This is a genomic window from Massilia orientalis (genome assembly GCF_030411975.2).
Classification (GTDB): Bacteria; Pseudomonadota; Gammaproteobacteria; order Burkholderiales; family Burkholderiaceae_D; genus Telluria; species Telluria orientalis.
This window is the reverse complement of the sequence record NZ_JASNRB020000002.1, coordinates 21859-34662: the sequence shown is the minus strand read 5'-3', so window position 1 is coordinate 34662 and position 12804 is coordinate 21859. Positions and strand designations below refer to the sequence as shown.

At 67.9% G+C, this 12804-nt stretch carries 8 protein-coding genes; 3 read left to right on the top strand and 5 right to left on the bottom strand.

Translation table 11 applies throughout. The features are described 5' to 3' along the window. Window positions 1-163 precede the first annotated feature (163 nt). Entirely contained in the window at window positions 164-3133 is a 2970-nt protein-coding gene (locus QPK29_RS02245; protein WP_371769816.1) for a TonB-dependent receptor, read from the top strand. A 106-nt stretch (window positions 3134-3239) separates the two neighbouring features. Beyond that, the gene (locus tag QPK29_RS02240) at window positions 3240-5201 is read left to right on the top strand and encodes a beta-L-arabinofuranosidase domain-containing protein (RefSeq protein WP_371769817.1); all 1962 of its coding nucleotides are present in this window, start codon (window positions 3240-3242) and stop codon (window positions 5199-5201) included. Here the strand turns inward: QPK29_RS02240 and QPK29_RS02235 are convergent. Then, on the bottom strand, window positions 5162-6835 hold the full coding sequence (locus tag QPK29_RS02235; RefSeq protein WP_371769818.1) for a glycoside hydrolase family 43 protein: 1674 nt from the start codon (window positions 6833-6835) through the stop codon (window positions 5162-5164). The genes QPK29_RS02240 and QPK29_RS02235 overlap by 40 nt on opposite strands. A 232-nt stretch (window positions 6836-7067) precedes the next feature. Between QPK29_RS02235 and QPK29_RS02230 the strand changes: the two genes are divergently transcribed. Further along, on the top strand, window positions 7068-8117 hold the full coding sequence (locus QPK29_RS02230; protein ID WP_056131981.1) for a LacI family DNA-binding transcriptional regulator: 1050 nt from the start codon (window positions 7068-7070) through the stop codon (window positions 8115-8117). On the opposite strand, the gene QPK29_RS02225 is transcribed toward QPK29_RS02230, so the two are convergent. From QPK29_RS02225 to QPK29_RS02210, 4 genes are read right to left on the bottom strand one after another with little or no spacing between them, the layout of a single operon-like run. Then, window positions 8118-9320, bottom strand: coding sequence for a glycoside hydrolase family 88 protein (locus QPK29_RS02225; protein WP_371769819.1), 1203 nt, complete (start codon window positions 9318-9320; stop codon window positions 8118-8120). It lies immediately after the preceding gene. A 17-nt stretch (window positions 9321-9337) separates the two neighbouring features. Beyond that, on the bottom strand, window positions 9338-10579 hold the full coding sequence (locus QPK29_RS02220) for an oligosaccharide MFS transporter (protein WP_056328792.1): 1242 nt from the start codon (window positions 10577-10579) through the stop codon (window positions 9338-9340). 12 nt (window positions 10580-10591) lie between these two features. Continuing rightward, window positions 10592-11584 (bottom strand): carbohydrate kinase family protein, encoded by a 993-nt coding sequence (locus QPK29_RS02215; RefSeq protein ID WP_371769820.1) that lies wholly within the window; start codon window positions 11582-11584, stop codon window positions 10592-10594. Then, on the bottom strand, window positions 11581-12795 hold the full coding sequence (locus QPK29_RS02210) for an AGE family epimerase/isomerase (RefSeq protein WP_371769821.1): 1215 nt from the start codon (window positions 12793-12795) through the stop codon (window positions 11581-11583). The genes QPK29_RS02215 and QPK29_RS02210 overlap by 4 nt, the downstream gene beginning before the upstream one ends. Between the last annotated feature and the right edge of the window lie 9 nt (window positions 12796-12804).

Genomic DNA, 12804 nt, shown 5'->3' with positions numbered 1-12804 from the left:
GGCGTCGTTCAAATACCACATCATCAATGATATTTCGCAAAGGCATTACTACGAGGAAGGACGCGGCCTATAATTCAACCTAGATTTGTTATCGATACCTAAAACGTCGGCCACACAGAGCCGGGAAAAAACCATGCCAAATCGGATTACAGAGGAGAACCAAATGAAGCAGAATCACCGCAATCTCGGACCGACGATGTCGGTCGTCGCCGTGGCGCTCGCCCAAGCCTTCGCGAGCCACGCCTGGGCGCAGCAGGCGGACGCCAACACGGTCGTCGTGACGGGCATCCGCGCCAGTGCGCAATCGTCGCTGGCGATCAAGCGCGACTCGATGGAGGTCGTCGACTCGATCAGCGCCGACGACATCGGCAAGCTGCCGGACCCGAACGTCACGGAGACCATGACGCGCATTCCCGGCGTGCAGGGCTACCGCTACGGCGGCGAGGGCGCGTCGCCCGTCGGCCAGGGTTCGGGCGTGACGATCCGCGGCCTGTCGGGCCAGACGGCGTCGGAAGTGAACGGCCGCGCCTACTTCACGGCCGGCAGCCGCGAATTCAACCTGGAAGGCGCGATTCCGGGCATGGTCGCCGGCATCGACGTGTACAAAAACCCGTCGGCCGAACACATCGAGGGCGCCATCGGCGGCCTGGTCAACATCCGCACCCGCAATCCGAGCGACTTCAAGGGCCTGACGGGCGCACTGAACATCGGCGGCCGCTACAACGACCTCGCGAAGAAGGGCAACCCGGAATTGTTCGGCATGATCGCCAACCGCTGGAACCTGCAGGGCGGCGGGCGCATCGGCGTGATGGCGGCAGCCGTGTTCCAGCAGAGCACGGGCCGTTCGGACAACAACCCGGCCAACGGCGGCGCCAACTACAAACGCGCGGTCCGCGCCGACAGCGCCGAATACGCGACCCTGGCGGCCGCCAACGCGGCGAACGACCCGTCCAGGCCGATGTCGCATTACGTCGGCCGCACCGACGTCTCCTACCTGGCGAGCGTGCCCACGCTGCCGACATCGACGACTGCCGGCGCCTACATGCCGAACCTGGCGGGCCTGACCCAGGAACAGATCGGCAACGTCATGGCGGCGCCCGCGATCACCAATAACGTGTTCCAGGAAACGATCATGCGCACCCGCCGCGGCCTGAACCTGGCTGCCGACTGGCGCGTCGACAACACCCTGCGTTTCTACGTCGACGGCAACTATACCTATTACCTGTACCACCAGAATTACCGCGGCCTGAACTCGTCGGACATCAATACGCAGGCGAACAACGTGCAGAACCTGCAGACGGCGCCGTTCAGCCTGACCGAACAGTTCGCCAACGGCAACCTCAATGGCGGCAGCAACGACGTCCTCGCCACCAAGCGCTTCCTGAGCGGGAACTTCCTGAACACGAGGATGACGACGACCGGCGGCGACGAGCACCGCCCGTACACGACGTGGATCGCGGCGACCGGTGCGGAATGGCACCCGACGCCGGCCCTGTTCCTGAAGGCGGACATCAACTTCATCAAGGCCGACCAGACCCAGGACAACCGCGCCGTGACCCTGCTGTCCAACCCGGGCCTGTACTGGACCGTCAACCGCGTGGCCGACGGCGCCCCGCACCAGACGACGTTCACCGGCCCGGACTTGTCCAACCCGGCCAACTTCATGTACCAGGCCTACAGCAACGGCACGCACCAGAGCTTCCACGACACCGGCGGCGCCGTGGCCCTGGACGGTACGTATTCGCTGGACGATGGCTGGTTCTTCAGCCGCATCAAGTTCGGCACCCGTGCCGCGCGCCAGTCGAGCAGCTTCAACAACTTCGCCTTCAGTGGCCGTCCGCTCACGACCGACGGACTTCCCCTCGCCGCGGACGGCAGCAACGGCATCTCGGCCGCGACCGGCGGTCACGTGCAGTCGTCGCCCACCAACTTCATGGACGGCCTGGCCGGCTATTCGGGCGGCTACGCCGTGTACAACCCCGACCAGCTGCTGGGCAACCAGGTCAGCGGCGCCTTCCCGAAGGCGGGCATCCTCCCGGAGAACGGCCTGGCGGAACAGGTCCTCGCGCGCCGCTACACGAACGAGAAGACCAAGGCGATCTACCTGGTGGGCGAATTCTCGCTGCTGGACGACCGGCTCAAGGGTAACGCCGGCGTGCGCGTGGTCCGCACCAACGGCGAATTCGTGGCGCAGGTGCCGAATGCGAGCGGCGTGATCGGCCCCTACAGCCGCACGACGTCGTACACGAACGCGCTGCCGTCGTTCAACCTGACGTACGACCTGGCGAAGGACTTCCTGGCGCGCTTCGGCTACGGCCGCGGCATGACGCGTCCGGGCCTCGACCAGCTCAACCCGTACGTCACCTACAACTCGACGCAGGGCACGGCGTCGGTCGGCAACCCGGAACTGCACCCGCTGACCGCGAACAGCTTCGACTTCTCGCTGGAGCGCTACTTCAGCAAGACGAACTACCTGGCAGCGGGCGTGTTCGACAAGGAGATCAACGGCTTCTTCAACGACGTCCAGAACTGCGAGTCCCTCGCGCTGGCGCCGGCCTACAACGGCGCGGTCGCGAACGGCTGCTCGGGCGGCCAGTACCTGGTGTCGAAGACCCTGAACTCCGAGAAGGGCTATGCGCGCGGCGTCGAGCTGTCGGGCCAGTACTTCTTCGACAGCGCCCCCGGCATCCTGAAGAATTTCGGCGTGGCCGGTTCGTACACCTACGTGAAGACGGACAACCCGTTCAACGTGGGCACGAAGGCCGCGCCGAACATCATCTCGACGCCGCAGCCGTTCGCCTCGAAGAACAGCTACAGCGTGAGCGCCCTGTACGAGGACAACAAGGCGTCCGCGCGCCTGGTCTACACGTGGCGTTCGCCGTCGGTGCTGTTCGGCTTCTCGCCGAACCCGATCGACGGCCGCTACATCGATGCCTACGGTATCCTGGACGGCTCGTTCAACTACCAGCTGACCGACAACCTGGCGCTGTCGCTGATCGCGTCGAACATCACCAACAAGACGCTCAATCGTAACGTCGGCGGCCTTGGGAACGAGAGCGGCATCGAACGCCAGCACTACGAGAACGGCCGCTTCTTCGGTTTCAGCTTGCGCTACAAGTTCGGCAACCTGTAATCTTCTCTCTCGTCGCGGGCCGCGTGCCCGCTTTCGACCGCCGCCGGTGTTTGCCGGCGGCGGTTTTTTTACGAAAGGCTTTTCGATGTCCTTCACCCGCCGTTCGATGCTCAAAGCCACCCTCGCGGCGTTCCCGGCGCATGGCGTCGCCCGCGACCTCGGCCAGCTTGCGCCGCCCGCGCCGGTCGACGCGGCGCGTGCCTTCCTGGCCGACCAGGTGCGCCTGCTGCCGGGAAGCCCGTTCCACGTCCGGCAGGAGCTGCATCGCACGGGGGTGCTCGCGTCCTACGATCCCGACAAACTGCTTTACCACTACCGCGCGTTGGCGAAACTTCCCCAGAAAGCAGGCATCGAGAAGGGCTACGACGGCTGGGACAGTGAATTCCTGCGTGGGCACATGACGGGGCACTATCTGTCCGCCGCGTCGCGCATGGCGGCGGCGACCGGAAGCCTGCGGTTTCGCGACCGCGTCAACTACCTCGTGGCCGAGCTCGCGGCATGCCAGAAGAGCCTGAATCAGGATGGCTACCTGGCCGCGTTTTCCACGGCCGCCTTCGACCAGCTCGAAGGCAAGCCCGGGGCCGACGCCGGGGGCATCGGGGTGCCTTATTACACGATCCAGAAGATCATGTCGGGCCTCATCGACGCCCATGCCTACGTCGGGAACAGGCAGGCCCTCGACGTGGCTACCCGGATGGCCGACTACTTCGGCAAACGGCTCGCGCGGCTCGATGCCGGGCAGGTCGAGCGGATATTCCGCACGGACGGCAGCCGCAATCCGCAAAACGAATTCGGTGCGATGAGTGACGTCCTGACGGAGCTCTACAAGATCGACAAGAATCCCCGGCACCTCGACACCGCCCGCATGTTCCACCGCGCCTGGTTCGTCGGCCCGCTTGCCGAGGGCGAGGACCGGCTGGGGGGCCTGCACGCCAATACGCACATCGCGCAGGTAGTGGGCCTGGCGAACTCCGCGAACGTCGATGGCGACCCGCTGGAACAGAAGGCGTCCGAGAATTTCTGGCGGCTGGTCGTGCACAGGCATGCGTTCGCCAACGGCGGCACGTCGGTGAACGAATGGTTCGATCAACCCGGCGTGGAGGCCGGCCCGTCGATCGACAGCGGGAAGGTATTGCCGCCGACGACCGCCGAAACCTGCAATACCCACAACATGCTCAAGCTGACCGCGAGACTGTTCGAGCGCGATCGCCGCGCGGAGCTTGCCGACTACTACGAGCGTGCGCTGTACAACCACGTGCTGGCGTCGGTGGCGCCGGATTCCGGTGCGATGACGTATTTCACGCCGTTCCATGGGGACTTTCGCACCTATCTCAACGGCAGCTATTGCTGTACCGGCTCCGGTATCGAAAACACCGCGCGCTACAACGAAGGCATCTACTTCCACAAGGACGATGCGCTCTGGGTGAACCTGTACATCCCGTCCGAGCTCGGTTGGCGGCAAGCCGGGATCGTGTTGCGGCAGCAAGGGGACATCACGCGCGGCGACCCGGTGCGCCTGACGGTGGTGAAACCGGGCGCCCGCGCCGTCACGCTCAACCTGCGCGTTCCCGCATGGGTCGCCGGACGGGTGACGCTCAGGATCAACGGCAAGCCGCAACCCGTGGACGCGCAGCCCTCGACCTATATCGCGTTGCGGCGGCAATGGCGGGCGGGCGACATGATCGACTTGACGCTGCCGGCCGGGTTGCGGCTGGAGCAGGCCATGGACGACGCCTCGACGGTCTCCCTGTTCCATGGCCCGGTCTTGCTGGCCGGAGAACTTGGCAGGCAGGACATGCCGGCCAGCGACGTGGGCGACAAGGATGCCTGGCTGAAGATCGCGGCCGTGCCGGTTCCCGATATCGTCGGCAAGTCCGGCAATCCCGCCGACTGGCTCGCGCCGGTCCCCGGTGATCCGTCCGCGTTCAGGTTCAAGGATGCAGGTCCGGCCAACGGCATCGTCGTCCGGCCGCTGTTCGACCTGCACCACCAACGCTATGCCGTGTATTGGCGCCTGAACGCAGCCGGTCAGTACGGCCCGGCCCCCGGCGCCGTCACGTTGAAATAATCGGCTTCGAGGTACGACGGCTGCGTGCGCGCGCGCGCACCGACGCTGAACAGGCCCGCCTGCGCGCCCACCCACGTGCCGCGCGTGACCGGGAACGGGTCGCCTGCCGGCTTGAACGCGCGGCCGTCCACGCTGTACGAAAAGCCGACGAACGCCGTTTCGTACATCGACATGCGCAGGACCACCTCGTCCGGCGCGTCCGGCAGCACGACGGTGGACTCCTCGCGGCAGCGCGGTCCGAACGGTCCGCACACGGTGCGCACGAGTTCCGTCTTCCCGCCGCTGCGGCGCAGGCCCACCCAGCCATACTGCATGGCGTTGACGATCAGGCCTGCCCGGTCGCCGTCGACGGCACCCTTGAGGCGCACGCGGGTCTCCACGACGAAGCGTGACGCGGGCACCTTCTGCGTGAGGATCGCGCCCGCGGCGCGCACGAAGCCGTCGGCTTCCGGCACCACCTGCGTGGCGAGGCGCAGGTGGCCGGGGTTGTCCGTCAGCGAGTACCAGCCGGGCGCCGGATTCGCGCCCCATTGCCATTGCAGGCCGAGGGCAGGGCCGTCGAACGCATCGCTCGTCGCCGGCGCTGCCGGGCCGAAGCCTTGCACCGGTTTCGCGTACGTGTTCACGGGTTCGCCGACGCCCGGGGTGCGGCCCGGTGCGCCGATGACCGGCCAGCCGTCCTGCCAGCGCATCGGCTGCAGGTGGACGACGCGGCCATACGCCCCCTTGTCCTGGAAGTGCACGAACCAGTCCTTGCCGTCCGGGGCATCCACCCACGCGCCCTGGTGCGGCCCGTTGATCGGGGTGTCGCCCTGGTCCATCACGCGGCGCGCTTCGTACGGGCCGTCGATCGAGCGCGAACGGAACACGGCCTGCCAGCCCATCTCGACGCCGCCGGCGGGGGCGAACACGTAGTAATAGCCGTTCGCCTTGTACAGCTTCGGCCCCTCGACGGTGTGGTAGCCGGGATAGCGGCCGCCGTCGATGATGATCTTGCCGCCGTCGTCCAGCAGGCGCGTCGCCTGCGGGTCCATGCGGCGCAAGGTCAGCACGTTGTTGATACCGGAGCGGCTCTTCGCCCACGCGTGCACCAGGTACGCCTTGCCGTCGTCGTCCCACAGCGGCGCGGGATCGATGATGCCGCGCCCGGCCAGCAGCAGCCGCGGCGGCGTCCACGGGCCCGCGAAATGCTCGGCCGTCGTCACGTAGACGCCGTAGTCCGGATCGGGGTAGAAGATCCAGAAGCGGCCGTCGTGCCAGCGCAGCGTCGGCGCCCACACGCCCTTGCCGTATTGCGGACGGTCGAACACGTCGGCCGGTTCCAGCCGGGGCAGGGCGTGGCCGACGAGCGTCCAGTTCACCAGGTCCGGCGACTCCAGCAGCGGCAGGCCGGGCGCATTGTTGAAGCTGGATGCCGTCATGTAGAAGGTGTCGCCGACGCGGATCGCGTCCGGATCGGAATAATCCGCGTGCAGGATGGGGTTGCGGTAGCGGCCGTCGCCGAGATCCGCGATCCAGGGCGCGGCGGCGAGGCCCGCGGGCGCCTGCGGCTGGGCAGGCGCGGCCACGGTACGGCAGCCCGCGACGGCCGCGGCGGCGAGCAGCACGGCGATGGTGAGGCGAGAGGCAGGCAAGACAGTCTCCTTCTTCATTCGGTGAAACTTGGGGTTGTTATCGATCTCATGGTAGCATTGTTGAATTGGTGCAATCAAGGCATCCATGCTGCATGGAGAGCCGTCAAGCGGGCTGCCATGCGGCGTTGTCAGAAGTGGCATTTCCCCTGGCACGGCGGTATCATGTGACATCGTGTGCCGGGAATGAAATCGATAACAATGCCAGGCCATCAGACTACAGGACAATAATTCAATGGGTAGTGAAACCAAGCAGGGCGACCGCCCGGCCGGCGGTGCGACCGTCTGGGACGTCGCGCAGAAGGCCGGCGTCTCCGCGATGACCGTGTCGCGCGTCATCAACGGCAACGCCAGCGTCAGCGACAAGACGCGCGAAAAGGTCAACCGCGCCATCCAGGAACTGAACTACCAGGTCAACGTGGCGGCGCGCGCGGCGCGCATCGGTACACTGCGCGTCGGCCTGTTGTACAGCAATCCCAGCGCCGCGTTCCTCAGCGCCTTCCTCGTCGGGGCCCTCGGCGAGTGCAGCCAGACGGGCGCGCACCTGATCCTCGAGAACTGCGACAACCTGCGCAGCCAGCGCAAGGCGATCGACCGCCTGATCGCGGACGGCGCCGACGGCATCCTCGTGCCGCCGCCGCTGTGCGACTCCAAGGCCGCGCTCAAGCAGCTGGCCGAGATGGGCATTCCGTCCGTCGCGGTCGCGACCGCGAAGCCGTCGCCGCAGATGTCGGCCGTGCGCATCGACGACTACGAAGGCGCGCTGACGATGACCAAGCACCTGCTGGCGCTGGGCCACACGGACATCGGCTTCATCAAGGGCGACCCCGAGCACACGCCGGCCCAGCTGCGCTACCAGGCGTTCATCGACGCGATGCGCGAGGCGGGCCACCACGTCCCCGCCGAGCGGGTGGCGCAGGGCATGTTCACCTACCGTTCCGGCCTGCTCGCGGCGCGCGAACTGCTGGCCCAGCCGACGCGGCCGACCGCGATCTTTGCCAGTAACGACGACATGGCGGCCGCCGTCATCGCGGTCGCGCACGGGCTGCACCTGCAGGTGCCGGACGACATCGCCGTCTGCGGCTTCGACGACACGCCCGTCGCGACGACCGTGTGGCCGGAGCTGACGACGGTCCACCAGCCGATCACGGAAATGGCGCGCAGCGCCGTCGCCCTGCTGGTGGAACACATCCGCGCGCGCCGCGCCGGCCAGTCGTACATGCCGCAGCACCGGCTGATGCCGTTTACGCTGGTCGAGCGCGAATCGACGGAAGCCCACGACTGATTACCAGTAGGGGCGCCACGTGCGGGTCAGCCGCACGAGCGCCTCGAGGTAGAAGTAATCGCCCCAGATGCAGGCCTCGTCCACGCCGACGCCGTTCGGCTTGTGGTACACGCCGTGCTTCAGCAGGCCCGCGCCCGGCGTGCCGCTCGTGTCGGCGTAATCGGCCGCGAGCGTCAGTACCGTGCCGGCCGCCGCGCGTTCGTAGGCCGGACGCAGCGGATCGGCCAGCGGCAGGGTGCGCGCCAGTTCCAGCAGGCCGCAGGCGGCGATGGCGGCGCCGGAGCTGTCGCGCGGCTCCGGTCCGGACGTGAACACGAGATCCCAGTAGCAGATGCCGTCCGCCGGCAGGCGGTTCAGGTAGTAGTTGGCCAGCACCTTCGCCAGGTCGACGAGGCGGCCGTCGCCGTTGTGGCGGTAGACGAGCGGGAAGCCGGAGATGCCCCAGGACTGGCCGCGCGCCCAGCACGAATCGTCCGCGTAGCCCTGGTGCGTCTTGCCGTGCAGCGGCGCGCCGCTGGCCGGGTCGAAGAAGAACGTGTGGAACGTGGAGCCGTCCGGACGCGCGATGTGGCGCGCGGCCGCCTCGATGTGGCTGTCGGCCGCCGTGCGGAACGCGGGGTCGCCCGTGAAGCCGCTGGCCCAGTACAGCAGCGGCAGGTTCAGGTTGCAGTCGATGATCATGCGCCCGCGCTGGGCCGGGTCGGACAATTCTCCCCACGCCTGGATGATGCCGGCGCCCGGCAGGTAGCGCTCCAGCAGCAGGCGCGCGGCGCCCAGCGCCGCTTCGGCCGCGAGCGGCTCGCCCGTCAACTGGTAGCCGGACACGCACGAGAGGCTGTACAGGAAGCCGAGGTCATGGTGGTTGACGTTGATGCGGTCGCGCTGGCGCGCGTGGAAGCTCGCCACGTGGCGCAGGCCCGCGTCGCGGTAGCGGGCGGCGCCCGTCAGCTCGTACGCCAGCCACAACATGCCGGTCCAGAAGCCGTTCGTCCATTCCGTGTTGTCCATCGCCGCGTAGACGCCGCCCTGCGACGACGGCATCGGGAAGGCGTCGCCGAAGTGCGCCAGGTTGCGGTCGACCGCCTCCAGCGCGCGCGCGATCGCACGGTCGATGGCGGCCTTGTCGATGCCGCGGTTCCAGTGGGCCGGCAGCGCGCCGGTGTTCAGCGGCTCCAGTGCGGCCGCGTTCAGGGGTGGGGTCATGCTTGCTCCTTGTTGGATCATTTGGCAGGTTCGGCGAGCGGCGTGGCCTGCTCGCCAGGCGTTTCCGCCGGCGTCGGCAGCAGGAACACGGCGGACAGGACGAGGAAGACGAGGCCGAGGCCCGCCAGGATCAGGTAGGTCGCGGAAAAACCGATCCGGTCGTACCCGATGCCGGCCAGCGACGACAGCGCGAAGATGCCGATCGAGTGGCCGAAGCTCACGCCGACCATGTAGACGGTCGAGGCGAGGCGGTTGTCGAAATGGTGCGCGATGTAGCGGAACAGCGAGACGGCGAGGATCGGCAGCTCCACCGAGTGCAGCAGTTTCATCGCGGAGATCGAGACGGGACCGACGGCGAGGCCGGAACCGCCGATCCGCACGAGCATGATGGAACCGGCCAGCAGCAGGCCGTTCTTCGCGCCGATGCGGCGCACGAGCAGCGGCGCGAGGAACAGGCCGCCCGCTTCCAGGAAGATTTGCGCGGAATTCAGGTAGCCGAACATCGCCACGCCCGTCTTCGGGTCCGGGAACAGCGACGCGAAATAGCGCGAGAACTGCTGGTCGAACACGAGGTACAGGTTCGTCACGCCCAGCACGAACACCATGAAGCGCCAGAAGCCCGGCATGCGCAGCAGCGCGAACGCGTCGGCGAGCTTGACGCCTTCCTTGCCGCGCACGCCCGGTTCGGCCGGGCCGCCGCGCGTGACGGCCAGCAGCGCGAGCATCACGCCGCCCGCCAGCGACGCGAGCGCGAAGTTGATGCCGGGGTCGACGTTGTAGATGCGGCCACTGAACGCGGCGGCGCTGGCGAAGCCGAGCGAGCCCCACAGCCTCACGCGGCTGTATTCGAACCCGTCGCGCCGGCCGATGCGGTCGACGTACGATTCGATCGCGTAGCTGCCGGCATTGAACGTGATCCCGAGGTACAGACCGCCCACGACGGCACCCAGCAGGATGTTCGTCTTCAGCAGCGGGGCGTAGAGGAACGGGAAGAACAGGCCGGACAGGGCGACGAGCGCGGCGACCGTCCACAGGATGTTGCGGCGGGTGCCCACGCGGTCCGACACGAAGCCATAGATCGGCTGCGAGCACATCGCGGCAAAGGCGTTGGCGGCGAAGACGATGCCCGCTTCGGTCCCCGACAGCTTGAGGGTCTGCCCCAGCCAGACGGCGAGCAGCGAAATGCTCATCGCCTGGGCGAAGAAATAGATGTAGACGTAGCCGCACAGGAAGCGGAATTGCGATGTGCGCGTTGCCATGGTGTCTCCTGGTTATCGTTGTAATTGCTTGCCGAAATACTGTTGGCCCGGCGCGGCGAAGTCAAGGGCGCGATGCGTTCCCTCCTGGCGGCGGACCACGATGGCGTCCGTCAGCGCAAGCACGGCATCCAGCGCCGGCGGCTGCGCGCCCGCGACCCGGCAGGCGGCCGTACCGGCGGCGACGGCGACCCGCAAATGGCTGCCGCCGGCCCGCTCCGGCCACGTCATGAGGCTGTAGAGCAGGCCGCCGATGCTGGCGTCGCCCGCACCCACCGTGTCGACGACGTCCACGGCGGGTGCGGCCGCGTTCCAGGCGCCGTCGGGCCGCACGAGACAGGCGCCGTCGCCGCCGCGCGTGAACAGGTACGTCGCGGCCGGATTCATGGCGCGCAGCGCCGCGAACGCGGCGTCGGTGTCGTCGTGGCGGAACAGGCCGCGCACGTCCTCGTCGGACACCTTCACCACGTCCGCCAGGCCGGCCATCGTGCGCAACGTGCCGTCGTAGCGTTCGTCCATCAGCGCGCGGAAGTTGGGGTCGTAGCTGATCTTCGTGCCGCGCAGTTTCAGGTCGCAGGCCAGCGCGACCAGCGTGGACGCGAGCGGCTCGCGCGCGAGGCTGATGCCGCCGAAGTGCACCCATGCGGCGCCGTCCCGCCAGCCGGCCGGCAGATGGTCCGGATCGAAGTGCAGGTCGGCGCTGTCGGTGCCGATGAAGAAGTAGCGGGGCGGGTGGCGTTCGTGCACGACGGCCAGCAATGGCGGGCGGTCGACCTGCTGCAGGAAGCGCTGGTCGAGACCCGCCGCCGTGTTCGCGGCGGCGAGTTCGAGGCCGAACACGTCGCGGCTGACGGCGCCGGCGAACGCGCTCGGGATGCCGAGGCGGGCGACGACGCGCGCCACGTTCCACGTCGAGCCGCCGGTCTGGCTCGTCCACGTGCCGGGGCCCGTCGCGAGCAGGTCCGTCAAGGCCTCGCCGGCCGCGACGAAGCGGGGCAGCGCGGTCATGGGTTCGCCTCCAGCGCGTGCAGCACGTCGTAGCAGGCGCCCATCGTGTGATAGTCCGTCTTGCCGGCCGGGCTCTTCTCATTGGTCAGCTTGCGGTTGTCCTGGCCGAGGATGCGGTACCAGGCGCCGTGGTCGTGGTCGACGAAGTGCGCCCAGCTGTACCCCCAGATGCGGTCGTACCAGGTCCAGTAGGCCGGGTTCCCGGTGCGCACGGCCAGCAGCGCGGCGGCCGCGAAGCTTTCGGCCTGCACCCAGAAATACTTGTCGCCGTCGCAGATGCTGCCGTCCGGCGCGTAGCCGTAGCAGATGCCGCCATGCTCCGCGTCCCAGGCGCGCAGCAGCGCGGCGTCGAACAGCTGGATGGCGCGCGGCGCGAGCCATTCGGCGTCGCCCGCCAGGTGGGCGCGGTGGCGTTCGAGCAGCAACAGCAGCTTCGCCCATTCCGTCAGGTGGCCGGGCTGGTAGCCCCAGGGCCGGAAGATGTTCGTCTTGTCGTCGCGGTTGTAGTCCCAGTCCACCGACCAGTCGGCGCGGTAGTGTTCCCACACATAACCTTCCGCGAGGGCGGCCTGGCGCAGCGTGATGTTGCGGGCCAGCGTCTCGGCGCGGTGCAGGTAGCGTACCTCGCCCGTCGCCTCGAACGCCGCGAGCATCGCCTCGCACGAATGCATGTTGGCGTTCTGGCCGCGGTACGCGTCCAGCACGGACCAGTCGGCGCTGGCCTGGTCCGCGTACAGCCCGTGCCCGGGTTCCCAGAAGCGCGCCTCCATCAGGTCGAACGTCTCGGCGAGGTAGCCGCGCGCCTCCGCGACGCCGGCCCGCAGCGCATGCGCATACGCCAGCATGACGAAGGCCAGGCCGTAGCAATGGTTGTCGCCGTCGAGCACCTCCTTGCGGCCCGCTTCCCACGCGAGCTGCCAGGCGTAGCCGCCCGTGCGCGGGTCGCGATGGACGTCGCGCAGGAAGGCGACGCCGTGGCGCACGGCCGCGAGGTGATCTGCGCGCTTGACGCGCCGGTACGCCATCGCGTAATTGAAGACGAAGCGCGTGCTGCTGACGAGGTGGCGCGTCGTGCGGTCGTACACCGTGCCGTCGTCGCGGAAGAAGTGATAAAAACCGCCGCTCGGGTCGATGCAGCGCGGGTGATAAAACCGCATCGTATGGGCGATGTGGTCGAGCAGGAAGCCGGGAGAACGGAAGTCGGGTGCCATGGCGCGGGT